Origin of the sequence: Streptomyces sp. NPDC092369 (assembly GCF_044755245.1) — a bacterium.
Classification (GTDB): Bacteria; Actinomycetota; Actinomycetes; order Streptomycetales; family Streptomycetaceae; genus Streptomyces.
On record NZ_JBIVQP010000010.1, the window covers coordinates 130,077 to 154,845 of the forward strand.

At 67.2% G+C, this 24,769-nt stretch carries 21 protein-coding genes; 6 read left to right on the top strand and 15 right to left on the bottom strand.

Annotation, left to right across the window (positions count from 1 at the left end):
- Positions 1-248: 248 nt before the first annotated feature.
- Positions 249-2,438 (bottom strand): WD40/YVTN/BNR-like repeat-containing protein, encoded by a 2,190-nt coding sequence (locus ACIQI8_RS42670; protein WP_402363794.1) that lies wholly within the window; start codon positions 2,436-2,438, stop codon positions 249-251.
- Between the two features lie 885 nt (positions 2,439-3,323).
- Between ACIQI8_RS42670 and ACIQI8_RS42675 the strand changes: the two genes are divergently transcribed.
- The gene (locus tag ACIQI8_RS42675; protein WP_402363797.1) at positions 3,324-5,084 is read left to right on the top strand and encodes a S8 family peptidase; all 1,761 of its coding nucleotides are present in this window, start codon (positions 3,324-3,326) and stop codon (positions 5,082-5,084) included.
- A 580-nt stretch (positions 5,085-5,664) separates the two neighbouring features.
- On the opposite strand, the gene ACIQI8_RS42680 is transcribed toward ACIQI8_RS42675, so the two are convergent.
- Positions 5,665-6,003 (bottom strand): MerR family transcriptional regulator, encoded by a 339-nt coding sequence (locus ACIQI8_RS42680; RefSeq protein ID WP_402363800.1) that lies wholly within the window; start codon positions 6,001-6,003, stop codon positions 5,665-5,667.
- 1,019 nt (positions 6,004-7,022) lie between these two features.
- Between ACIQI8_RS42680 and ACIQI8_RS42685 the strand changes: the two genes are divergently transcribed.
- Positions 7,023-7,382, top strand: coding sequence for a hypothetical protein (locus ACIQI8_RS42685; RefSeq protein ID WP_402363803.1), 360 nt, complete (start codon positions 7,023-7,025; stop codon positions 7,380-7,382).
- 116 nt (positions 7,383-7,498) lie between these two features.
- Here the strand turns inward: ACIQI8_RS42685 and ACIQI8_RS42690 are convergent, their stop codons facing one another.
- The 4 genes from ACIQI8_RS42690 to ACIQI8_RS42705 form a co-directional block, all read right to left on the bottom strand.
- Complete coding sequence (locus ACIQI8_RS42690; RefSeq protein WP_402363806.1) at positions 7,499-7,807, bottom strand: SCO5918 family protein; 309 nt, start codon at positions 7,805-7,807, stop codon at positions 7,499-7,501.
- Between the two features lie 49 nt (positions 7,808-7,856).
- Positions 7,857-8,261, bottom strand: coding sequence for a CBS domain-containing protein (locus ACIQI8_RS42695; protein ID WP_402363808.1), 405 nt, complete (start codon positions 8,259-8,261; stop codon positions 7,857-7,859).
- Between the two features lie 46 nt (positions 8,262-8,307).
- The gene (locus ACIQI8_RS42700; protein WP_402363811.1) at positions 8,308-9,801 is read right to left on the bottom strand and encodes a DEAD/DEAH box helicase; all 1,494 of its coding nucleotides are present in this window, start codon (positions 9,799-9,801) and stop codon (positions 8,308-8,310) included.
- A 360-nt stretch (positions 9,802-10,161) separates the two neighbouring features.
- Complete coding sequence (locus ACIQI8_RS42705; protein WP_023586116.1) at positions 10,162-10,365, bottom strand: cold-shock protein; 204 nt, start codon at positions 10,363-10,365, stop codon at positions 10,162-10,164.
- Positions 10,366-11,336: 971 nt separating this feature from the next.
- On the opposite strand from ACIQI8_RS42705, the gene ACIQI8_RS42710 reads away from it, so the two are divergent.
- Positions 11,337-11,951, top strand: a complete 615-nt coding sequence (locus ACIQI8_RS42710; RefSeq protein WP_402363815.1) for a hypothetical protein — start codon at positions 11,337-11,339, stop codon at positions 11,949-11,951.
- 351 nt (positions 11,952-12,302) lie between these two features.
- Here ACIQI8_RS42710 and ACIQI8_RS42715 read toward each other — a convergent pair whose 3' ends face one another.
- From ACIQI8_RS42715 to ACIQI8_RS42725, 3 genes are all read right to left on the bottom strand, one after another.
- On the bottom strand, positions 12,303-13,652 hold the full coding sequence (locus tag ACIQI8_RS42715; RefSeq protein WP_402363818.1) for an RICIN domain-containing protein: 1,350 nt from the start codon (positions 13,650-13,652) through the stop codon (positions 12,303-12,305).
- A 475-nt stretch (positions 13,653-14,127) separates the two neighbouring features.
- Entirely contained in the window at positions 14,128-15,228 is a 1,101-nt protein-coding gene (locus tag ACIQI8_RS42720; protein ID WP_402363821.1) for a TolB family protein, read from the bottom strand.
- An 814-nt stretch (positions 15,229-16,042) separates the two neighbouring features.
- Positions 16,043-17,314, bottom strand: a complete 1,272-nt coding sequence (locus tag ACIQI8_RS42725; protein WP_402363824.1) for a YncE family protein — start codon at positions 17,312-17,314, stop codon at positions 16,043-16,045.
- A gap of 446 nt (positions 17,315-17,760) precedes the next feature.
- Between ACIQI8_RS42725 and ACIQI8_RS42730 the strand changes: the two genes are divergently transcribed.
- The 3 genes from ACIQI8_RS42730 to ACIQI8_RS42740 all read left to right on the top strand — a co-directional run bounded on the left by ACIQI8_RS42730 (position 17,761) and on the right by ACIQI8_RS42740 (position 21,385).
- Positions 17,761-18,183, top strand: a complete 423-nt coding sequence (locus tag ACIQI8_RS42730) for a DUF4259 domain-containing protein (RefSeq protein ID WP_402363827.1) — start codon at positions 17,761-17,763, stop codon at positions 18,181-18,183.
- Between the two features lie 453 nt (positions 18,184-18,636).
- The gene (locus tag ACIQI8_RS42735) at positions 18,637-20,769 is read left to right on the top strand and encodes a glycoside hydrolase family 2 TIM barrel-domain containing protein (protein ID WP_402363830.1); all 2,133 of its coding nucleotides are present in this window, start codon (positions 18,637-18,639) and stop codon (positions 20,767-20,769) included.
- Positions 20,770-21,031: 262 nt separating this feature from the next.
- Entirely contained in the window at positions 21,032-21,385 is a 354-nt protein-coding gene (locus ACIQI8_RS42740) for a hypothetical protein (RefSeq protein WP_402363833.1), read from the top strand.
- A 68-nt stretch (positions 21,386-21,453) separates the two neighbouring features.
- Here the strand turns inward: ACIQI8_RS42740 and ACIQI8_RS42745 are convergent, their stop codons facing one another.
- From ACIQI8_RS42745 to ACIQI8_RS42770, 6 genes are all read right to left on the bottom strand, one after another.
- Complete coding sequence (locus tag ACIQI8_RS42745; protein WP_402363836.1) at positions 21,454-21,900, bottom strand: hypothetical protein; 447 nt, start codon at positions 21,898-21,900, stop codon at positions 21,454-21,456.
- A 263-nt stretch (positions 21,901-22,163) separates the two neighbouring features.
- Positions 22,164-22,757 (bottom strand): hypothetical protein, encoded by a 594-nt coding sequence (locus ACIQI8_RS42750; RefSeq protein WP_402363839.1) that lies wholly within the window; start codon positions 22,755-22,757, stop codon positions 22,164-22,166.
- A 27-nt stretch (positions 22,758-22,784) separates the two neighbouring features.
- Entirely contained in the window at positions 22,785-23,051 is a 267-nt protein-coding gene (locus ACIQI8_RS42755) for a hypothetical protein (protein ID WP_402363842.1), read from the bottom strand.
- Positions 23,052-23,325: 274 nt separating this feature from the next.
- Complete coding sequence (locus ACIQI8_RS42760) at positions 23,326-23,418, bottom strand: LPXTG cell wall anchor domain-containing protein (protein WP_402364080.1); 93 nt, start codon at positions 23,416-23,418, stop codon at positions 23,326-23,328.
- 388 nt (positions 23,419-23,806) lie between these two features.
- Positions 23,807-24,031: a helix-turn-helix domain-containing protein gene (locus ACIQI8_RS42765; RefSeq protein ID WP_402363845.1), complete on the bottom strand. Its 225-nt coding sequence runs from the start codon at positions 24,029-24,031 to the stop codon at positions 23,807-23,809.
- Positions 24,028-24,606, bottom strand: a complete 579-nt coding sequence (locus ACIQI8_RS42770; protein ID WP_402363848.1) for a Uma2 family endonuclease — start codon at positions 24,604-24,606, stop codon at positions 24,028-24,030. The genes ACIQI8_RS42765 and ACIQI8_RS42770 overlap by 4 nt, the downstream gene beginning before the upstream one ends.
- Positions 24,607-24,769: the final 163 nt, after the last annotated feature.

Here is a 24,769-nt window from a genome sequence, read left to right on the forward strand (position 1 = left end):
AGGCGGGGAACGGTCCGGGGGCGGCAGGCTCTCACCGTCGGCCATGAGGCAGTCGGTCAGCGCCGCATGTAGTGCGTCCCGGACTGTCGGCGTCGCGTGCGGCTTGCGAGGGTAGAGGCTCTCCGTCCCGTGCCGGGGGCACACCCGAGATGGGGTCGTCGGCCGTGCTGCTCATGTCTGACTGAGGTCCCTCAGCGCTGTGAAGGGGCCGCAGGTTTTGCCTGCGGCCCCTGCTTTGGGCGCCTGGGTCAGGAAGGGTCGCCGTACTGGAGGCCGCGTCCGTTGGTGCCGACATAGACGCGGCCGTACGTGTCGGGGTCGCCGGTGATGACACCGACGCTGCCTATGGCGCCCCATTGGTGGGCCTTGTCGTTGACGCGGAGCCAGGTGGCGCCCTTGTCGGTGGAGCGGAAGACTCCGGTGACGTTCTTGATGGTGCCGATCAGGTACAGGGCCTGGTAGCCAGTGCCCGGCTTGGCCTTGCCGAAGCCGAGGGCGGAGGCGGACTGCACCGACCTGAGCGTGGTGAAGGTGCTGCCGCCGTCGGTGGAGTGCAGCAGCCCCTTGGCGCCGCCGGCGATCCAAAGGTCACCGGCGATGCCGGGGACGGCGGTGAGCCGGCCGGCGGGCAGGTTGCGGGCGCGGGCGGTGAAGGTCGCGCCGCCGTCGGTGCTGGCGTAGAGCGTGCCGCCGGAGAGTGAGTAGAACGTCTTGGCCGAGGAGCGGTCGGCGACGACTACGGCGTCGGCGCCCAGGCCGCCGACCCTCGACCAGCTCGCCCCCTTGTCGGTCGAGCGGTACGGGGCCTGACCGGCCTCGGTCCAGATCATGGTGGAGCCGTCCGCCGCGAGCGCGACATGGCCATCCTGGGCACCGGCCACCGGCTCTGTCTTGAAGCCGTTCCAGCTGCGGCCGCCGTCGGTCGAGTAGGCGCCATCCTGCGTGCCGCCACGGCCGACGCGGACCATCAGCGCGGGCTTGGACTGCGCGAAGTCGATGTCGGTGCTGTTGGTCATCATCGGGTTCTTCAGCCGCCCGGAGGGCACCTTGGTCAGGGAGCCGTGCCGGAAGCCGCCCTGGTCGCCCATGGAGGTGATGACGGTGGCGCCGCCGGGCGGGGCGATCGCGTCCATCAGCGCGGTCTCCTCCAGCCCGCGGGCCCCGCTTCTCCAGTGGCTGGTGCCGCCGCTGTCGGAGGCGTTGGCGTCCTTGCTGCGCCAGATGCCGTTGCCGGTGCCGTACAGCACGTGCCCGGAGTTGAAGGGATCGATGGCCAGGGCGGTCATCCAGTGCCCGGTGTGCGTGCCGACGTAAGGAGCTGCGGAGGCGTTGCGCACCGACTTGTCGGCCAGTGCCTTCCAGGTCGCGCCGCCGTCGGTGGTCCGGTAGATCTCGTCCTCGGGCCACCAGCGGTCGAGGGTGGTGACCATCACCGTGGACGGCTTGCGTGGGTCGACGGCGAGCCCGGAGAATCCGTAACTGCCCTGGGACGGGGAGATGTTCTTCCACACCCCGCCGGCCGGTGTGTACTTCCACACCGAGCCCGCTGTCACGCCGTTGGGTCCCAGGTTGTCGGTGTACGTCAGGTACAGCGAGCCGTCACGGGAGAGCGCCCCGTGCTGCGGCAGCTGGCCGGTCGGCTGCCCGGAGACGGCCTGCCAGGTGCCGCCGCCGTCGGTCGAGCGGTACAGGGAGGTGGACCTGTCGTTGACGCCGACGTAGACCGTCTTGCTGCCGGCCGGGCCGTAGGTCACGAACGAGATGCCCGCACCGCTGCTCGCCCCGTCCTTGACAGGGAAGGAGGAGACCTGACGCCATGTCACGCCGTGGTCGGTGCTGCGCCACAGGCCGTTCTTACGGGTGCCCAGCAGCAGGGTGCCGTTGTCCGCGGGGTCGACCACCAGCCGTTCGCCCGCCCCGCGGCCGTCCTCGTTGCCGCCCAGCTTGAAGGGCAGATCGGTGCGCTTGAAGGTGCGGCCCCGGTCGGTGGAGCGCAGGATCGCGCCGTTGCCCGCCCAGTCGTTGGTGTAGGTCCCCGCCGAGAGGTAGAGCCGCTTGGGGTCGACGGGGTCGGTGGCCACCGAGTCGATGCCCAGCAGGTTCCAGTCCTTCTCGCCGATCCAGTCGGTCAACGGGATCCACTGCTCGGCCGCGGCGTCCCAGCGGTAGGCGCCACCCATGTCGGTGCGCGCGTACAGCAGGCCCTTCTCCCGCGGGTTGAACACCAGCCCGGTGACATACCCGCCACCCACCACCTGGGCGTTCTTCCACACGTACGGCCCAGCCGCGACCGTGGTCTTCGCGCTGCTGGCCTGCGAGTCGTCCTGGGTGAACACGAGGTATGGCACGACGGCGGCGGGCACACCGAGCAGTACAGCGGTGGCGGTCACGCGGCGGCGATGACGCCCGCGGCGCCCGCCCTTCGTGTTGTTGCTCATGGGGGTGAGGTGCTCCTTGAATGCTGTCACTGGAGGAACGCGGCCACCGGAACTGGCCAGATCCGCTCCCTTGTTGCCACAGACTCCTCACAGGGTTGCCGTGAGCTGGGAACTTTTTCAGGTCACTCCGCGGGGAGGTGGACGTTGACCAGCGTTCACGATGGCGTTGGGCCCTCGGCGTCGACAGCCTCGGCCAGGCGGCACCCTCATCCACGCCGACCATGGGGTGCGGTTCGGCCGCTGGGCCTTCGCCGAACACGCCGGATCCAGCAGGCTGGTGGCCTCGACAGGCTCGATCGGCGACTGCGCGGACAACGCGCTGCTGGAATCCTCCGGATTCTCTGCGACGGAGCCTTGGCCGCAATCGTCGCGCCCTGCGGCGTCACTGTCCTGACGACGCGTATAGCCGCATCAAGATCTACTCATTGGCCCCTTGGCCCGTGCCTCGGCTGAACCCCCTCCAGGCGCACGGCCCCAGCCGAGGTTCAGTCGCTCGCTCTTCGAGCTCAGCCTTACCATCCCTTGCTTACTCACCTGCTTGATCGCCTTGGGCACCTCCTCCGGCACGAGAGCAGATTGGTCATCAATGGCCAGACCGTGAGCTGCTGCACGGCTGGGGCCATGCCCTTGCGACGCGAGTCCCCCACCGGTCGACTCGCCGAGATCGCGGTGGATCCCGGCCCTCGATGCCCGCAGGACGTCTCTTTTCAGCCATGCCTGGACAACGTCCCTGTACGGAAAGGTACTTCCGTACAGGAGCATGCACCTGACATCTTGCACCCACCACTCGTTTCGTACGGCCTGGCCGGTGCCCTCAGCACGGCCGGGCCGTCTCCGGAGGACGCATTGATACCCCACATATCCAGCCAACCTAGACGCACGCTGGTGCTGGCGGCCACGCTCGGCGCCGCCCTCGCGTTCGGCACCCCGGGAGCCCTCGCGGGCACGCTCCCCGTCGTCCCCTCCACCGCGCCGGCCGCCAAGGCCCACGTTCCGGCCGCCGTGCCGGCTTCCCAGAGTGCGGCCTGGGTGGCCGGGACGCGTGCCTACCTCGTGATCACTGCCCCGGGTGACAGTTCAGCGGTCCGCTCGGCGATCGCGGCCAACGGCGGCACCGTCTTCTCGAGCTTCGACGCCATCGGCGTGATCGTCGCCCACTCGGCGTCCAGCGGATTCGCCGCCACCATGCGCGGCGTCACTGGCGTGCAGCAGGTCGGCGCCACGCGTACCTCGGACGTCCCGGCCGACGCGTACACCCCGGCGCTCCCGGCAAATCCGGCTCAGGCCTCGACCCCGGCCGGAGAACCGGTCCGGGCCGACATGAGCCAGATCAAGGCCGACCAGGCCTGGGCCGTGAACCCGGGCTCCGCCTCCGTCACGGTCGGCATCCTGGACACGGGTATGGACGACCAGCACCAGGACCTGGCGCCCAACTTCGACGCGGCCGACTCGGTCTCCTGCGCCTACGGCAAGCCCGACACCCGTGCCGGCGCGTGGCGGGACGTCGACACGCACGGCACCCACGTAGCGGGCACCATCGCCGCGGCCAAGAACGGCAAGGGCGTCGTCGGCGTGGCCCCCGGGGTGAAGATCGCCGCGGTCCGGGTCGCCGAGCCGGGCAACTCCTTCTTCTTCGCCGAGAACACCATCTGCGGCTTCGTCTGGGCCGGTGACCACGGCTTCAAGGTCACCAACAACAGCTATTACACGGACCCGTGGCAGTTCAACTGCCCGGACAACATCGACCAGGCCGCCATCATCGAGGGCGTCAAGCGCGCCCAGGAGTACGCCGAGAGCAAGGGCTCCCTCCAGATCGCCGCCGCGGGCAACGAGAACTACGACCTCGCCCACAAGACGACCGACTCCGCGAGCCCGAACGACTCGACGCCGGTCACCCGCACCATCACCAACGCCTGCCTCGACATCCCGACCGAGCTGCCGGGCGTGGTCACGGTCGCGGCCAACGGCACGGGCGTCACCAAGGCCTCGTTCTCCAATTACGGTCAGGGCGTCATCGACGTCGCGGCGCCGGGCAGCAACGTGTACTCCACCGTCCCCGGCGGCGGCTACGGCAGCAAGAGCGGCACCTCGATGGCCACCCCGCACGTGGTCGGCGTGGCGGCACTCATCGCCAGCGCCAACCCGGGCATCACCCCGGCGCAGCTCCGCGCCAAGCTGGCTGAGCAGGCCAACGACATCGCCTGCCCCTCGGACAGCCGCTGCACGGGCACGACGGCCAACAACTCCTTCTTCGGCGAGGGACAGGTCGACGCCCTCAAGGCCGTCGGTGCCACCCCGCCGCCCGGCAAGTACTTCGAGAACCTCGCGGACTTCGCCATCAACGACAACGCGACCGTGGAGAGCCCGATCGCCGTCACCGGTGTGACCGGCAACGCGCCGGCCACCCTCAAGGTGGGTGTGGACATCAAGCACACCTACATCGGTGACCTGAAAGTCGACCTGGTGGCGCCGGACGGCACCGTCTACACGCTGCACAACCGCGCCGGCGGCAGCGCCGACAACATCGCCCAGACCTACACCGTGAACGCCTCCTCGGAGGTCGCGAACGGCACCTGGAAGCTGCGCGTCAACGACAACGCCGCCTCCGACACAGGCAAGATCGACGCCTGGAACCTGACCTTCTGACGCAGGGTCTGTCCGCGCTGACCGTACGGTCAGCGCGGACACGGTCGCGCCCCCTGGCCCTGAGGAATGCCGGCGGGCGCCATACCCGCCCGGACCGGGGAGGCGAAGGCTCCGGCCGAACGGCGAGATGAAGTTCGCTCAGCACCCAGCGGGGCGTCGGCCGAGGCGAGGGTTCCAGCGGCCTCGCCTTCGCCTTCCTCGCGGATGACGTGCCGTGGTGACCGTCGGGATGACGATGTCCCCTTCGCCACCGCTGAGCAAGCGGGGACGGCCTCCCGCCAACCGGGGGTCCAGGCTCGCCAGGCCGACCTCGTTGCACCCAGTGGGTACTGCCCGGCGCACCTAATCCGTGGTCAAGGGCGTTCGGATGGAGCGCAAGCTTCTGGGGATGTTCGCCCTGGTCCTTGCGGCACAGCACAGCACGACTCCCACACCAGGAGCATGGGCTTGGGGGAACTCCGAACCACGACAGCTGACGCAGACGCCACACGCCCACACACCGCGTCACCAGAGAAAGCGATCACGTCGAACGCCAGGACCGCGGGTACGGGGGTGCCCGCCGATGCCGACGGGCCCCGTCTCAGGCGGTGGTTGTCGGGTTCGCCGATTCTGCGGCGCGGCGGTATTCGGCGTTGATGCGCTGGGCTTCTTCGAGCTGGTCTTCGAGGACGATGATGCGGCAGGCAGCCTCCACGGAGGTGCCGTGGTCGACGAGTTCCCGCGCGCGGGCGGCGATGCGCAGCTGGTAGCGGGAGTAGCGGCGGTGGCCGCCCTCGGAGCGGAGCGGGGTGATCAGGCGGGCTTCGCCGATGGCGCGGAGGAAGCCCTGGGTGGTACCGAGGAGTTCGGCGGCCCGGCCCATCGTGTAGGCGGGGTAGTCCTCGTCGTCGATACGGTCGAACGAGTCGTCTGCTGTCATCTGCACCTCTCTGCGGAACGTGTCGAGGGGCCCTGGTGCTCATCGCACCAGGGCCCCGAAGGAACTCCTACACCATCTGTCGGCCCTTGTACTGCGCCGACCCTCTGTTTCCGCAGACCCGACCGGCACGCTGCCGGGGGTGCGGGGATCGCGGTTGCTTGACCGGAGACCACCTCACTATCGATGTCCTGCGGTACCCGGGTTCAAAATGTCGGCCCGGGCGATCCTGATGGCGCTCGGCTCCTCCGTTCTTCCCTCTGGGATCAACTGCTTATCTAACGGGTACTGCGTACTGCGGGTGATACGAACTGCTCTGCGGCCTGTGACAGCGCCGCCCTTCGGCAGCCAGCCCCGTCGCCCGTCCTGCGTCTGCTCTGGCTTGGAACCCCACTGCCGAACCTCCCGGTGCGCGCGTCCGCAGCCGACGCCTTCACCGAGGTACCGCTCACTGAGTGCACTGCTGGGTACTGCGAACTGCACTTGCGGGTACTGCCACCGCGTCGACCGCGGTCCTGCTCACGGCGGCCCCTGATCACTGCGGGCCACCCGGTCCGGGGGTCAGTCCCGTCGCCGTCCTGCAACCGCTCTGGCTTCGGAACTCCACCACCGCACCGTCCTGCAACCTGCACCTGCTGGTACTGCTCTGCCCGGCAGTTCGTGTCTGCCGGGCCCTGCTGTATCTCTGGGCTACGAGAGAACCATAACCACACCGCCCCGAAGATGTCTACTCTGACAAACACAGATTTCCGCGCGCTCGACGGAGAGTTAATCGCCCTCGACCAGGGACCGGACCAGGAGGAAGCGCCGTCAGCGGCTGGTCAACGGGCCACTGGCGGGGAAATGAGACACGGCAGGGCAGAACGCGCACGCGAAAGTACCCGCGACTTCCTCGGAGGTCTCCGACTCCCGATCGCGGCCGAGGATGCCGACACCGTGGTCCTGGCCGTCTCGGAGTTCGTCACCAACGCCCTGCGTCACGGCGGCGGAGCGGCCGGGGGTCAGCAAATACAATCCTCGCCATGTCGAAGCCTGACGAGCTGCTCGTTGATGTCGCCACCACGGTGGAGTCCGGGCAGAGCAACCAGATGTCCCTGACCGTGGTCACCGGCGGCACTGTCATCACCGGCCGGCTGGCTCCCGAAGCCGTGTGGAGGCGCAGGGTGTCAGAGGTGCTGACCGATTCCGCCCGCCTGGGAGAGTTCTCCGCCGTGTTCGACACCCCCGCGAAAGACGACGGGCCACCCACACACCTGCACTTCCACGTCGCCCGAATCCTTCAGGGCACGGTGGGGATCCCCGAGACGGGCGGCATGTACCGGGTCGCGATCGACGACGTCAGCGCCTGGACCGTTGGCGACTTCAGCTACTCCGACCACTGACACCCCGGTCGCCGAGCAACCACGGCGACGCGAACCCGTCACAGCAGTGGGCCCGGCCGACTTGCGTCGGCCGGGCCCACTGCTGGTCAGGTGTCGGCGTGTGCCTGTCGCGTCGGTCAGACAGGCGTAGGAGTGCCGAGCACCGCAGATGCCTGCCGGAGCGGGCCGAGGATGCCTGCAGGTACGGTCTCGGGGAGGGCGCGGCAGGTGAAACCGAGCTTGGTCATCGCCCGGACGACTTCGTCGGCGCTGAAGTCGCGGCGGTCCTGGCGGGTGATGACCTGGCCGACCTGCTTGACGGGGTAATGCCGACGGCCGATGATCACGGACTCAGCCATGACCTGCTCGGGCTTGATGCCCTTCATCGATTCCAGCACACCGCTCTTGGTGAGCTCGAAGGGGAAACGGGCGATGACGCAGCGCATGGGGCCTCACAGGGAGAAGAGGAGAACGGTCCGACCAGGGGGAGGCGGATCAGCGCGAGAGGGCGAGGACGCCCAGACCGCCGCCTTGGTTGTCGTCCCCCGGCAGGGCACCGAGCCGACGTGAGCGCATCGCGTGCTCGGCTTCGGCCATCGTCATCACGGCTGAAGTGAATGACCGGTGGTCGCCGAGGATGTCGCGCAGGCGGACGCGGTCCGTGTAGGCGGAGTTGTCGCGCACGGCGGTGAGTTCGGCCCGGGTGACCAGGCCGGTGCACTGACCGTCCTGGTCGCAGACGACCAACCGGCCCGTGCGGGCGGCGGCCATGACAGACAGCGCCACCTCGACGCTCATGTCGTCCCAGACCTGCGGTCCGGACACCTCCACGATCTCATACGGTGTCCTGTGCACAGGGCCGGGGTTCGCCGGGCGGGGCTGCGTCTGAACCAGCGTCAAAAGATTCCTCCTGCAGAGATGGGTCAGCTTCCTGATCACGAGGGTTCTAGGCCGCCGCGCCGACGACGGACTGGCGTACGGGCCCGCGCCGCGCACCCGACGAGGGGCGGCGTCGGCCCCGGGAGGAGGCGCTGCGCTTGGGGCGTTCGGCCACCGGTGCGGTGATGACGACCGGGATGCCGGACGGAGCTTGGGCACCGGTGATGCGGTTCAGTTCAGCCTCGCCGGAGCGGACCTCGGTGATCTGCGGCCGGATGCCGGCGTCCGACATGAGGCGGACCATGCCGCGTCGCTGGCTGGGGGTCACGAGGGTGACGACGCTGCCGGACTCGCCGGCGCGGGCGGTACGGCCGCCGCGGTGGAGGTAGTCCTTGTGGTCGGTCGGCGGGTCGACGTTGACGACGAGGTCGAGGTTGTCGACGTGGATGCCGCGCGCCGCCACATTGGTCGCCACCAGCACGCTGACGTGCCCCGTCTTGAACTGGGCGAGTGTGCGGGTGCGCTGCGGCTGCGACTTGCCACCGTGCAGCGCGGCGGCCCGGACCCCGCTCTTGAGGAGATCCCGAGTCAGCCGGTCGACGGCGTGCTTGGTGTCCAGAAACATGATCACCCGGCCCTCGCGGGCGGCGATCTCGGTCGTCGCGGCGTGCTTGTCAGCGCCGTGGACGTGCAGGACGTGGTGCTCCATCGTCGTGACCGCACCGGCCGACGGGTCGACCGAATGCACGACGGGGTCGGTGAGGTAGCGGCGCACCAGCCGGTCGACGTTACGGTCCAAGGTGGCGGAGAACAGCATCCGCTGCCCCTCCGGCCGTACCTGGTCCAGCAGTGCGGTGACCTGCGGCATGAAGCCCATGTCGGCCATCTGGTCGGCCTCGTCCAGCACCGTGATGCCCACCTGGTTCAGACGGCAGTCACCGCGGTCGATGAGGTCCTTGAGCCGTCCCGGGGTCGCGACGACGACCTCGGCACCGCCTCGCAGCGCGCCGGCCTGCTTGCCGATCGACATCCCGCCCACCACGGTGGCCAGCCGCAGCCTGACGGAGCGGGCGTACGGGGTGAGCGCGTCGGTCACCTGCTGCGCCAGCTCGCGTGTCGGTACAAGGATCAGTCCCAGCGGCTGGTGGGGCTCGGCACGCTGTCCGGCCGTGCGGGCGAGCAGGGCGAGGCCGAAGGCGAGGGTCTTGCCGGAACCGGTGCGCCCGCGGCCCAGGACGTCACGGCCCGCAAGGGTGTTCGGCAACGTCGCACCCTGGATCGGGAACGGTGCGCTCACACCCTGCCTGCCGAGTTCGGCCAGCAGTTGCGCGGGCATGTCGAGATCGGCGAAGTCCTGGGCGGCGGGCAGCGCGGGGGTGATCGTCTCAGGGAGCGCGAACTCCCCCTGCACCGCCGCGGGTCGGCGGCCGTACCCGCCGGAACGGACAGGCCCACCGGAACGGCGAGGTGACGACGAGCCGTAGCGGCTGCCGCCCTTTCCTGCGTCGGCGCTGCCATTACGGGTGCGGGCGGAGCGGTCGTTCGTACGTGTGCGGTTCATGCGGAACCTTCCTCGATGTGGCACATATCAAGGAATTCCCGCGGCACTGGGCAGCACGGAGAACTACAGGTATGGACCGATGACAATAAAGCAAAAGGCAAAAGAAAGCAGATCTGGCCGACGGAAATCCACGTAGGCACAGATGCTGAAATAGGTGGCGTGGCAGAAACGCACAATCGGGGCGTCGACTGCGGTGCGGCTCTTCGAGTTGCGTGTGCATCTCTCAAGGATGGGCCGCACGTGGTGGGGCTGGGGATTTCTCCGAGGCGTCCCGCAGGTGAAACCGCTGCGGGGAAACGCGTGTAGCTGGGGCCCGCACCCCGAGGGATGCGGGCCCCAGCTACAAAGCGCTCGTCAGCGTCAGGCCGGAACGATGTTCTCGGCCGTCGGGCCCTTCTGGCCCTGCGCGATGTCGAAGGTCACCTTCTGGCCTTCGAGCAGCTCACGGAAACCCTGGGCGGCAATGTTCGAGTAGTGGGCGAACACGTCAGCGCCGCCACCGTCCTGCTCGATGAAACCGAAGCCCTTTTCCGCGTTGAACCACTTCACGGTACCAGCAGCCATGTCATATCTCCTTCGGGGCAGTACATCGGAATCCACACTGTGCGGACACCGTGTCGCCGCAATGACCCCGCCCGGAAAACGACCGGAAATACAAAAGCGCTCTCCCCGACCGAGGCCGAGCGGGAGCACTTGAAGTTTCGGGAACCAAAACTGCAACTGAGATCAACACTAGCACGCTGCCACGGCCCGCGCCGACTAACTAATTCCGCTCCGCCCAGGGCCACAAAAACTCTCGCTGCATGGTCTGGCAAACTCTCACCTCGCAAGCACAGTTATTGAATCACTCACAGTGCAACGTTCCGGAAAAAGTGGAGTCGCCAGCCGCGACCAGGGCGCCCGACCACGGGGAGGTACGTGACTGTCCGCAACATCGAAGTCGACAGGATCACGCCCTCTGCGATGCAGCACGAGTGCGTCACTGAGCTCGTCGGGTTGTCGTCGGGCGGTGAGTGAGGGTGAGTCCGGTGCCGGCGAGGCAGCCGTCGATGAGGTCGGACCGGAGTTGGCTATGACGCGGGCCCCGACGCAGGGTGCGTTCGATATGCTCGTCGTCGGTGAAGGCGGTGTTGGCCAACGGACCGCGCCGTAGATCGTGTCGGCGATGCCGGGGACCCTGACCGTGGTGGTCAGGCAGCGGAACATCTCCCGGGCGATGGCTCATTGCAACAGCCGGATGACCTCCTTGTTCGTCCGGCCGACGGCGGTCTGCCGTGCGACGTGCTCGCTGCTGCGGGAGTCACTGCACATGCTGACCAGGGCAATGCGTTAGAGAGCCGCGTTCGCTGCACGGTCCCCGCCACACGAGAGACGGAGATCAGGTTCCGGCGGCCGGACAGAACAGAGGGAAGACAGCCCAGCAGGGCGTCAGTCAGTGCCTGGGCCACGACCACCGGAACCTGAGTAACAGCATCAATGTCAGTGCCGTCTGCGATGATCCCGCACGGTCCAGGAAGACAACGGTGGGAGGGTTCATGTCCTTCGGCTTCAAGACGTCATGGCTCGCGGTGCGCGACGCCGGGCCGGATGAGGTCGCCGATGCCCTCGGCCTGCACCACCGCCAGCACATGGACTGGGAGATGGGCACCGAACTCGCCTACCGGCACGGTGTCTTCGTCGCCAGACCCGTCCCGCAGTGGACGCTTGCCCACGGCAGGATCCATCTGACGCCCCCACAGACAGACCCCTCGCGCCCGGAATTTCCCCAATGGCTGCAGGCGCTGGCCGCGCGTGTAGGGGACCTCCAGTACTTCGCCACCGACCGTGTCAGCGAGTACCACGCCTGGGCCAAGGTCGAATCCGGTGAACTGACCCGCGCCTACTGCTACATCGGCATGAGCGGTGACGTTCCCCTGCGCCGGGGAGAACCCACCGCCGTCGAAAGGGAGCTCAACGTCGGGCTGGTCGGCTGCGAGGAGACCCAGCACGACTGGACAGACGCCGAATGGGACGCCTGGCACGAGGCCATGCCCACGGAAGGGGACGTGATGCGTATCGCCGCCCAGTGGAGCGTCTGCCCGCCACTGATCCACGACGACTCCGTCACCGCACCCGGGATCCACGGACTCCCACCCGGCGTCGAGCCCTGACGCGCACTCTGACGAAACGAAGCCCCGCCGCGCCTGTCCAGCCCTCCGGCTTCACACCGCAACAACAGCCCCAGACATCGCCCAGGCCAGGCCGCCGAATGTCGATCACACTCAACCGGCCATCCTGCCCGACAACAGCACACCCCCTTACCATCCCCACCCGCGCATCAGAGCAGATCAGAGCTTGCTCCCTACGGTCCGATTCCGTTTCGCTCGGTGACACTCCGGGGTCATTTCACGGTACTGGCCACGTCGTAGCGGGTGGCGGGCCGCTGGTCTTTCCGGTCAATCGGCCCTCTGTCGCCGTGAGTTGATGGAGCACAGGCCGCCGCTTCGTGCCACGCCCATCGACTACTGGTCAGCGGCCAGTACGTAGGTGTTCAGCACCCCCACCGTGGTCAACGGCGTGGGCGAGCCCTTCTCGTACTTGTCGACCGCGAGGTAGTTCGCCTTCTTGCGGGCGGCCGGTGCGCAGTAGTTCTGTGCCCGGTTCTGCAGCTTGCCGTTGTCGGAGCTGATGGTCGCGTCGATCGGGACGTCCCGGAAGTGGTTCATCACGAACAACGGGTGGAACGCCTTCGAGTCGACAGTCAGCGGCCGGTCGGCGCCCCACCGGCTGTAGCAGGACCAGTCCGAGTTCCCGATCCCGGCGCCCATCGACCAGTAGTTCTCCACGGTCCATTCGCGCTGGTACATCACGCCGAAGGTGTCCCGGGTGCTGTACCCGTTGGAGATGTCGCCCGCCCGGGTGCGGTCGCTGAAGATCAACAGCTGTTTGCCGCGCGCGGCGAGGTCGGCCATGGTGGGCCAGCCCGTGGTGGCTACCCCCTCCTGGTCGGGCCGGTACAGCACGTCGGAGAGTCCGCTGACGGTGGCCAGGGAGGACTTGAGGACGCTGGAGGAGGTGTAGTCCTCCAGGAAGACGGTGGCGAACTGTCCCGGGTTGGCCTTGAGGAAGGTGACGATGCGCTGGATGTCGGTGGCGAGCGGGACGGGCCCGCTCACGCCGGAGCAGCTGTTGTGGCAGAGCACGGCGGTCCCGTCGACGGTGTAGGCATCGAGCATGAATCCGCGTACGCCGTCGGAAAGTTGGCCGCTGATGCCGCGGTCCTGGTTGGGGAAGAGGTTGACCGGGAACGAGGCGAAGTTGCCGTCGACACCGTTGGCGAAGGCGTTGTGGGCGGTCAGGAAGGTGACCTGGTCCAGGGAGCGGGTGTCGGCGGAGGGGATCGCTGTCGTGGCCGGTGGTGCCGGAGTGAGGTACCAGCGTGCGAGGTCGCCGGCCGCGCCCATCTGTACCGCGGTGGAGCCGGAGACAGCGGTCAGGTACGTCGTGGTGCCCGGGGCGCTGATGGTGTACGTGTGGGATCCGGCGTCGGCGATTGTCCAGAGGGCCGCAGTCGTTCCGCAGTCGGCGGTGACCGCAGCGGAACCATTGCGACTGAGGCAGGTGCCGCTCTGGTCGGTGTTGCGCAGTTCGTAGCCGCCGGCGACGGCGGCGGGGGTCCATTGCTGATGGTCTTCGTTGCCCTTGGGGTTGTGCGCGACGACCGTGCCGCCGCTGTCGGCGGCGTTGAGGCCGGTGACGAAGCTTTGTACGTACACCGTCCCCGTTGGCTCGGCGACCGCCTCGCCGACGCCAGCCAGCGGGACGACCAGGGCGGCCAGCGCGGCGCCGCACACAACTCTTCGATTGCGCAACGTACTTGTCCTCTCGCACTTCGATCGACGACATGACCGGGCCATGACACACCATGCGGGGGTTCGCGCACCAGGCTCTGGCAGGACCTCGGAAGCCAATGGGCCTCCGCTTCCTTTCCCAGGAGCCCGCACGAGGTCTACTGCCGTCACTGTGAGGGTGCGGCGGGCGTCAGCAACGTGGGTGTCAATGGGGGCGGTTATGCTCCTGCGCCGTTGCACTTGGGCGCCTCGGGCAGGCCGAGGCTGACGCACAGATCCTCCTTGGCAAAGCGCAAGGGGCGGCCGACGGTGCCGTCGTCGATACCGATTTGCCGGCTGACCTCGGCGGAGGAACTGGAACAGTTCGAGAAATACCCCTACCCCGACTCCCGCACGGTCGCGGGAGTCGGGACTGTCCTTGAAAGCTTGCTCCGTTGCGAGTCCCCCACCGCTTCCGCGCGGGTGCGGCACGCGCAGAGCGCGCCAGCAGGGGCGATCAGGACAAGCGGCGGACGAAGACGTCCGACTTGCCGTTGGTGTCGCCGGGCACGATGTCGTCGGCCGTGGACTGGAAGACCACTTCGCGCCCACCGGCGCTGACCGCGTCGGTCCCGGCCGAGGCAGGCTGGTTCGAGACGGTCTCGTCGGTGCCCATCTCCAGATCGCGCAGCGCGAGCGACGGTCCGGTCGTGTCGTTCGGGGCGTACAGGAGATAGCGGCCGGTGGGATCAATGGCCACGCCTCGCGCGTTCGGCACCGGTTGGTCGGTGCCCGAGCTCACGTCGTGGACGTAGGTGTCGGAGCCCGAGAGGTAGACGACCTTGCTGCCGTCCTCGCTGAGCTGGACGAGGGTCGCCGCCTTGGACGGGCCCTCGACCGGGCCGGAGGTGGTGCCGTCGGTCCGGTCCCACACGAAGACGTCCTGCGTCTTGCCGTCCTGGTAGGCGACATAACGGGCGTCGCCGCTGATGGACGGCAACGACGGGAGGGTGTGGTCGAAGCTGGCGATGACCTGCTTGGTGTTGTAGTCGGCGAAATCCAGAACCTCGATGCTCTGGCTGGACGACTGTGGCTGGTAACGGCGTTCGACGAGAGCGATGTAGCGCCCGTCCGCGCTCAGCGACGGCTGGTTGCAGCTGTACCAGCAGTTCACGGAGATCTCGGATGCCGTCCTCACCTGAACCTCACGGATCCGATTGTTGTTGAACCACACGTGCGGATAGGCGAGATATTCCCCGTCCCCGCTGATCACCGGGGGCTGGAGTGGGCTCTGGTACCCCATCCGCTTGGTCTGCCCCGTCCCCAGGTCGCGGAGGAACACCCTGTCGCCTGCCGTCGTCTCACCGGGTATCAGGTTCGTCGCCGACGACGCGAAGACGATACGGCGGCCGTCGGTCGTGATCGAGGCGCCGACGGAGTTGCCGTCGGCCTGGGTGCCGTCGTCCGCGACACTGATCCTCTCGACACCGACACCGGCGTCGCCCGCGGTGCCCATGATCCCGGCCGAGGCCGCTCCGTGCGGCACCACCGTGACCCCGCACAACACGACCACCACGGTCAAGACCGCCCGCACACCTCTGGCGGTGCCCACCCTCATGCTTCCCCTCATCTTCCCCCCGTAATAAGACACAGTCTCTTCCCCCAGTTCCCCACTGGAGGCTCACCAGCATGCAACCCTGATGACGCTGTGGGGTCAAGGCGTCACACGACGCATTGAGAGGCGTGGATCCGGCCATGCGAGAGCGGTCAGCTTCGCAATGGCCCCCGACGACTCACGCAAAGCCATGGATCCCGATGAGAGATCGGCCGGAAAGACCGGCAGGCTCATCGAGCGACGAGCGGAGACGACGAGATGGGATGGCGCTGATGCCCGGGCGGTCGGGTAAGTCGGCCTTGGCCGTCGAACCTCTCCACCCGGTCGAACTCCAGACGAAGCGGGCCGACGAACAGCCCCGGTGATTTCCCAGATTCTGTCCGCAATTCCGGACCCTGCCGGTGATGTTCCGCGAGTGCTGGCAGCCACTTCGGCCACCGCTTCAGCGACGACAGCCGAGCGGCGCCGAGGCCGGCGACCACGTCGGCTGCATCACCGCAGCCTTCTCCTTCACCGAGTACCGGCCTGGGCCTCGGAATCGCCGGGCGAGCAGGCCGACGACCCGAACTACTCGGTTATGAGGCCAGGCATGCATCCGCCTGCAACTGCGGCTAGCGGCAGGCCGGTTCAACGCCTCACCTCGATTTCGAGCAGGGCACAATCAAACGATGAGGTCGGTGCACCGCAGCGCCTGCGCGAGACTGTCGAGGTCTTCCGCCTCCCGCAGAGGGCGGAATGAGCGCGCCCGAGACGACGCGGGAACGGACGACGGTCGCCGTCGCCCGCCCCCGCCGCGCCCTGCCGCGCCGGGCGGCCGTCAGCTGCCGGTGCCGGTCCAGTTCGCCGCCACATGGCCGAGCCGGATCCGCTGCGGATGATCGCCCACCGGCACCGACAGGACCTTCTGTCCGGTGGCGAAGTCGATCGCGGTGATCTGGTCGGCGCCGCTCTCAGAGATGACGCAGTCCTTGCCGTCACCGCTGACCGTGGCCCAGTACGGCTTGGAGGCGCTGACCAGGGGGCCCTCCTGGAGGGTGGCCCGGTCGACCACCGTCGCGTAGTCGTCCATCGTGCCGGCCACGCACAGCTTGGCCCCGTCGGGGCTCATCGAGAGGCCGTGGTGGCGCGAGTCGTTGACGAACGTGGTGCGGTCGTCGCTGGTCGCCGGGTTCTTCGGGAGGGTCTTCGTCCGGGTGATCCGGTCCGAGGCGAGGTCGTACTCGAAGAAGCCGTTGAAGAACGACACCTGGAAGTACAGCTTGGACTCGTCCGGCGAGAACACCGCCGGGCGCACGGCGTCCGAGTAGTCCGTGAGTCCGATGGCGTCCAGCCGCTGCCGCATGTCGATGATCTTGACCTGCTTGTAGGTGGTCGCGTCGACGACGGTGATGTGCCGGTCGCCCTTGGTGAAGTCCTGCCACGGGGCGTCCTGCGAGGTGTTCACGTCGCCGATCGCCATGTTGTAGATGTACTTGCCGTCCTTGGTGAAGATGTTCTCGTGCGGCTTGTCGCCGGTCTTGAACGACCCGAGCTGCTTACCGGTGACGATGTCCAGGACATGCACGGTGTTCGAGATCGACGCCGAGACCGCGACCCGCTTCCCGTCGGGTGAGACGGCCATGTGGTCCGAACGGTAACCGGACACCGGGAAACGCCAGTTGATGTTCCCGGTGGCCAGGTCGATGGAGACGACATCGGCGAAACTCGGCCGCGACACGACCACCGACGCGCCGTCCGGCGTGGTGTACATGTCGTCCACGAACTGGTCGTGGCCCTCGCCCACCCCGCTGCGGATGGCCATGAAGTAGATCCACTTGATCGGGTCGGCGTTGATCTCCGCCATCCTGGCGGCCTTGTCGGGAATCACGTTGATCCGTCCGACTTTGGCGAAATCACCGCCGGACTTGACGACGTCGGCGGTGCCCTCCCAGTTGTTGCCGACGAACAGGACCTCGCGCAGGGCTGCGGCGGCCGCGGTCGAAGCGTCGGCGTCGGTGGAAGCGGCGGTGGCCGCGGTCGCGGGGGCGGCTACGGTCAAAACGAGGGCGGCGGCTACGGAGCAAAGGTGCCTGGATCTGAAGGCAGGCATGCTGCTCTCTCCTCTGAGTGGCTGAAGGCGTGGGGGCAGGGCGGAAGAGCCGCCCGAAACTGAACACCGATGCGTTCAGAGTTACTTACTGGAAAGTAAGGAGAGATGCCCTCCGCCACAAGACTCCGTACACAACAAAATCCGCGGCACGCGAACACAGGCCGACAAGGCAGGGCCAGCCACGGACAGCCTCCACAGCACCCACCGGCTACTACGACGGGCAAGCCAGCCCAACAGCCACAGGCCGAGCGCCGGGGAAGACTCCCGGACACGGCACCGCGGCAGTTCGGCGACGAGCCCGGCTACGGCGCGACCACGGTCGCGTCGCCCAGCGAGGCGGCCGGCCTGCCGAACGCGCCGGACTGCTGGCGGCTTGGTGGCCATCTGTGGGGTTGTCAGTGTCTGCTGAAATGCTGGCTTCGTCCGCGGGAGCAATACCAGGAGCCGTGCATGGAACGTGGGGAACAGGCCCCTTCGACAGCGATCTCGCTGCCGACTTCATCGATGAACTCGACGGGCTGCCTTCGCAGAAGGTCATCGAAGTGCTTGAGCGAGTATTCCAGCGAGTCACGGATTCCGGAGCACGCGTGGACGGCGGCGACGGCACCGAAGCAGTTGCCGCTGCGGCTCTCGTTGCCAGCACAATCCCGGGCAGTGGGATTGTGATCGACCCTGATGACGGACCCAGAGAACCTCTGCCGGAGCTTCCGTTGGCTCTCCGCTCGTCAGCAGTGCTCGCTCTGCAGTGTGTACTCCACGATGGATCGCAACTGCTGACCGGCTGGGTGGACAGTGCCGACGCCGCTCAGTGGCGCAGCGAAGTCCAACGGATCGCGGAGACCCTGGGACCGATCGGTCACAAGCGGTAACCGCGCCACAAGAATTGGACCGAAGCCCCTTCAGTAGCAACGCCTGTCCGCCGTTTTGGGCGTCAGTTGGTGATCACTGGGCCTCGCAATGTTCACGAGAGACAGCGAGACGCTCATCGGATGACGTCGTCCCGCCTCCGCGCCTGCCCGTCGATCCAGTCTCAGCGGGCGCGGGCACGCCGTCGCGCTCCATCGGGGGCTCGATGGCCAGAGTCTTGATGTTCATATACGTGGACGTGGCCTAATTGCATTCTCTTCTCCGGTTACTCGGCTGATTTATAGCCACTGTTGGGTTGTTCAGCAGATCGCCTTCCTCTAGCTTCCTCACAGGCTGGATCACGCTGTAGCTCAAAGTTCACGTATATGACCTCGTAAGAGAGGTTCGGACCACCGTGCACGAGGCGGAGGCACGTGCTGTACGAGCCTCGGCCCCCACTCTCGGGAAGGCACCCCATGAACGAATTCCCCAGCCGTCGTCAGGTGCTCGGCACCATGGCGGGGGGCGCGTTGGCCACCTTCGCCGCCGGTGGCACGGCCGCCGCCGCACCGGTGGCCGCACAGACGTACACCCCGCCTGCCCTTCGTACCTGGCTGAGCCTCAACTCCGGGTGGCGCTTCCATCAGGGTGACGTAGCAGGTGCGCAGGCGCCTGCCTTCGACGACACGGCATGGACCCCCCTCAGCGTTCCACACACCTGGAACGGCCAGGACGGCGCGGACGGGGGCGGCAACTACTACCGGGGGGTCGGCTGGTACCGCAGACGCGTCACTGTCCCGACGGACCTGTCGGGGAAGATGCTCTTCCTCCAGTTCGCGGGGGTCAACCAGGTCGCTGACGTCTGGATCGACGGCACCCTCCTCGGCCGGCACGAGGGCGGCTATTCGCGTTTCCGGTTCGGTGCCACCGCCCAGATCACGCCGGGTCGCGAGAGCATCCTGGCGGTGAGGGTGACCAACGCGAACAACCCCGACGTCGCGCCCCTCAGCGCCGACTACACCTTCCAGGGAGGCATCTACCGCAACGTCAGCCTGTACGCGGTCGACAAGCTCGCGATGCGGATGCTCGACTACGCGGGCCCGGGCGTCTACCTGCGCCAGCGCAGCGTGACCGCCGCCTCCGCCACCGTCGACGTAAAGGCGAGCGTCTTCAACAACAACAGCACCAGCCGCTCGCTGGTGGTGCGCGCCATCGTCACCGACACCACCGGCACGATCGTGGCCGACCGGAGCAGCGCGCCGCAGCCCATCGGGGCCAACTCCGGCCTGGACGTCCTGCAGACGATCACCATCGCCAACCCCCGCCTATGGAACGGCTTGGCGGACCCGTACCAGTACAGCACCCATGTCGAGGTGCGCGACGCGACCACAGGCACGGTCACGGACGTGGTGACCGAGCCACTCGGCCTGCGCAGTTTCAGCCTCGACGCATCCTCCGGCTTCACGCTCAACGGGCGTCACCTGAGCCTGCACGGCGTCAACCTCCACCAGGATCGCGCCGGCGTCGGCTGGGCCGTGAGCGACGCGGACCACACGCAGGACTTCGCTCTCATCAAGGAACTCGGCGCCACTGCGGTGCGCTTGGCGCACTACCAGCACGACCAGAAGGACTACAACCTCGCGGACGCCGCAGGTTTGGTGGTGTGGGCCGAGATCCCGTTGGTGGACGCGATCACGAACTCGGCGGCGTTCACGCAGAGCACGAAGAACCAGTTGCGCGAGTTGATCCGCCAGAATTACAACCACCCCTCGATCGTCTTCTGGGGGATCGGCAACGAGCAGCGCACCGACAACACCGCCACGAACGCGCTGCTGGACGAACTCGCCGCGCTTGTCGCGATCGAGGACCCGGAGCGCATCAGCACCTACGCGAACAACCTCGGCAACGACGCCCAGGTCGCCGGACACGCAGACACCACCGCCTACAACAAGTACTTCGGCTGGTACGGCGGCTCCTACAACGACCTGGGAGGCTGGGCCGACAGCCTGCACAGCGCCGAGCCGCAACGTACCTTCGCCGTCTCGGAGTACGGGGCGGGCGCGAACACCACCCAGCATGCGCTCAACCCGTCGGCGCCCACCCCCGGCGGCTCGTTCCACCCCGAGGAGTACCAGGCGCTGCTGCACGAAGCGTCCTGGAAGCAGCTCGCCGCACGGCCATTCGTCTGGGGGTCCTTCGTCTGGAACATGTTCGACTTCGCTTCCGACGGGCGCAACGAGGGCGGCCAACCGGGGATCAACGACAAGGGGCTGATCACCCGCGACCGGTCGACCCGCAAGGACGCCTTCTACTGGTACAAGGCCAACTGGGCTGCCACACCGACCCTTTACATCACCAGCCGCCGCTGGACCGTTCGGACCGCAGCGTCGACGGAACTGAAGGTCTACTCGAACGCCGCGGAGGTGACCGCCACGCTCAACGGCACCTCACTCGGCAAGCGAAGCAGCGCGGACCACATCTTCAAATGGACCGGGATACAGCTGCGCCCAGGCGTCAACACCGTCACGGTGACGGCCTCCATCCAAGGCGCGACACATACCGACACCGCCACCTGGACCCTCACCTCGAACGGATCAACTGACGGCTGACCTCGGCCACGAGCCGGGTCCCGGCCCTCGTGCGATCTCGAACGCGCCTCGCTGCTCGATGCGGCTTGCTTGAGTGGTCTGGCCGTGATGTTCCTATGGGGTGCCTGGCTCCCCGCCGATGGAACCGGCCACGGTACGGGACCGGTGGAGGCCTTCGCCGTGTCCATGGCGGGATTGGTAGCTTTTTCGCCTCGGCTGCGCTGCCCAGGTGATGGTGGCGGTCTCCGGACGGCCGGCCTTCCTGCTGGCGAGGGAGAAGGCCATGGGGGTGAGACCGCGGTCCGTCCGGTCGGGTGTTCCTGTCTCGGCAGGCACCAAGGCGTCCGTCTATCGCGATCACGCGGACTCCTCTGCGCAGTTGCGGCGCTATGAGGTCTGCATCGACGGCAAGCGCGTCGGCCGGCTGCGGCGCGGGGAGTTGGTCGCCATCCCCGTCGCCGTGGGCTCGCATTCCGTCCAGGAGAGGATTTCCTGGTGCTCCAGTGGTGAAGTACCTGTCGAAGTCGGTTCGGGTGAGCGAGTAAGTCTGATCTGCCGGGCCAAGCCCGGCGCACGCACCGACCTGGGCGGCGTCATCCGTCAGCGGGACGGCTTCCTACTGCTCCGCGAGGTGTGAACCCGCTCTGCGCGATACGGCAGTTCAGTTCACCACTTCCGCGAGAGCCAGAGCGTTGGACCGGCTGGTCAGGGTGCGGTTCCCGGGTCCGTCCGCGGCCAACTCCCAAGCACCGAAGCGAGACGGTCCTGAAGCACCGGATCTTGCACTTCGACGGTCAGGCGATACGCGATGGGGCCGATCTGCCATCCGGCGTGATGGTCGAAGTGCGGATACGGTCCCGCAACGTTGTGCGCGAGCTTGCCGACCAGCTCAGCGAGCCCGAAGAGCAGGTGCTCTGCGATTCGGTCCTCGCTCCCCAGGTTGCTTCGGCGGACGCGATCGAACAATTCACGACCGCGGCTCCACTGCGTTGGATCGGCTGCCATCTCCAGAGCTGCGTCGATCTCGGCAGTCGTTCCCAGACTCAGCGAAGCTGCCTCAAGGACCTGTCCAGCCCATGTCACTGGCTGTGGCTGCCGCTCGAACAAGGTGCGTCCCCACGCGTGAATGCCGCTCGCTCCGTCGCTGCTCACTTCACGATCATGACAACATTGCGGGCCAGGATCAAAGGAGTTGGGGCCGCTCAGAGCCGACGAGTCAGATGTCGGTAGTTGGCATGAGGGTGTCCAACCAGACATCGAAGATGACACGCGTGCTGTTGGGGCCGCCCTCCAACCACCACGTGCTCACTGAGGCAATGTCATCAGTGACCTCTTCGATCGTGCAGTGGATGCTGGTCGGACAAGGGTGACTCGAAGGCGCCTGCAGACCTCCGCCGAAATATCCGGCCCTGCGGTTAACGGCGGCGGTCCCGTTTACGCTCGCTGTGCCGCAGTGCGCGACGCTGCTTTCCCGGCAGGGTGGCGGCCAATTCGCCCACCAGGGCGACATCGTGGGACGTGCCGTCCTGGCTGCCGCGGCACCACCAGACCGGAGGGTCGACCGCGTCCGTTTCGCCCTGGTACCAGTCGCCTGTGGTCCCTGCGGGACGAGGGTGCATTCCGATCTTGTGTTCCCAGCAGAGGGGCCAGACCTGCCAGAGCAGCTCCATGATGGTGGCCTGCGCCGCATCCGCGACCACGGCCAGAACCGTAGTCGCATCATCCGGTTCTGGCGGATCGCCCTCCTCCAGGTCACACACATTCACCGCGTTTCCGTGCCAACGGCCGTCTGGCATGGCCACGTAGACCTGGCCCCTGTCGATCCCGCTCGGGGGCAAGGGCTGCCAAGACGGCGCAGCCATCAGTATCAGCGGGGCCTGGCCCGGCAGGGTCGCCATCAGGTCGCGATTGACCACAGCGAGAGCAACCTCCAACTTCGGCCACTGTCCCGGCTCCACCCGCCCGGGCTCTGGACCAATGCTGGAATTTGAATTCGAGAGGTACTTCACCACGGCATCATCCCAGCCAGCCGTCCTTCACCGGTCGCCGACGGTGTTGCCTCTGCCCCACCGCGCCGGTGTATCGAACAGGTCATGGCCGCCCTCACCGCTGAGCACAGGAGCGTGCCTGCCGTCGTCGAACCCCTCAACCGGGCCGGCTCGTCGGCGGTCGTCCCATCGATCCATCGCAGATAGAAACTGGAACTCCTCGTTGATATCGACCTCACCGGCGTGCCACACCACACTGGTCACAGAGCCGACGATCTGCGCACCGGCAGCAAGACGGGCCTGGACCGCCGACACCCCGGGAGGCTCCCGGTGGCGGACCGGGGCGCAAAGGCGGACATCGCTTACGTTCTGTGCAAGGGGTGGCCCAGCTCTGGGGTATGCACGCGCTGCTGAAATTCCACGCTGCGGGCTACCGGCGGGAGGTGGTCGACTTGCAGCGGTGCTTCGGCTGGCAGTTCCCAGCCGAGGCGCTGCGTACGCCGCGCGCTGACGCATCACGCGTCTCGGTGTGCGAGTGCGTTTGGGTCGGCCGCGCTGGTGGCAATTCCGCTACGGCGTCACAGAGACGTCACCTGTTCCTCTTGCCGAAGAGGAACAGAGCGAGCCCTACCAGCACGATGAATCCGAGAGTGAAGAAGAGCGCTGATTGCCCATCCTGCAGCTACGGTGGGGCAGATAGAGACCACATCAATCCTGCCCTCTTTTGTTGCTGATCAGCCCCGGAGGCAGGCAAAGGGCACCACCCGCAATGAGCAACCATCCGAACGCTCCTGCCGGGCCGCCGGAAGAGATAGCCACAAGAAGTGCGCCGCAGACGAGAACCAGCATGCCGAAGAGCAGGACCTGCCGCCCTCTTCCTGGTCGGATCATCTCATTCTCTCCGTTCGAAAGGGCGGGTTCTGGAGCAGGGCAATACCTGCTCCAGAACCCGCCATTGACCCGTCCGCTGAGGATGGTCGCGAACGCCTGTCCCGCCCACACCGTCAACCGGCGTTCTCCCAGCCCATGGCTTCCCAGGAGAAGGGCGAAACCCTTCTCCTTCGAGCCGGTCAGAACGAGGACAGGCTCTGCCCCGAGCCCGCCGTGAAGGTGACCGTCAGCTGGCAGTCCAGCGCCGAGGCGATGCGTTCCAGGAGTGCCAGGGTGGGCAGGTCCCGCCCGGATTCGATGCGTGAGATCGCAGCCTGCCCGGTCCCGGCTAGTTCGGCCAGGCGTGTCTGGGACATGCCGCGCTGCTTGCGCCAGGACCGTACGAGAGCGGCGGTGTCGTTCACCGTCCGGCGTCCGCGCTGTAGCGGGGCAGAGCAGTGGTGTCGATCTTCCAGCCGGTGACTGTGACGGTGTCTCCGAAGGTGTAGTGCTGCCTGTTGTCATACGCGGGCTCGCCGGTGCGGCGTGCAGGCGCCCAGTGGTGGACGGCGGTCCCGTCCCGGGGGTCGACGATCAGGTAGTGCGGCACGCCCATGGCCGGATAGTCGCGCAGTTTGCCCTCGTAGTCGTTGCCCGGGTTGGACCGGGAGACGATCTCGATCACCAGGTGGCAGCGGCGCGGGTCGATGGCATCGCTCTCGGCCAGAGCCTCCTCCTCGTCGATCACGACGAGGTCGGGCACCCGCAGGATGCCCAGTGCCGCATCCTCCATGTCGGTTTCGAGCATGAGGACCAAGTCCCTACTCAGCTGGGGCTCAAGCTGAGTACGCAAGCGGTGGGCAACGAGCTGATGCTGCTTCTTCGGGCTCATCATCATCAGCAGCTGGCCATGGCTGATCTCCGGCCAGGCCAGCGGCTCAGGCCTGTCGAAAGTCTCACGGAACTCCCGAAGATGCCTGTAGATGCTCTGCTCTGTCACATCTCCACCGTACATGACGAAATCATCATGACGCGCGAGGCCCGAGCAGCCCCGATCGGCCCGGCACACAGCCGAAGACCAGGATCTGAGGCCCACTTCCCGGTCTGATCATCTCATTCTCTCCGTTCGAAAGGGCGGGGGGGCCGGGCCTCTCGCGCCCTCC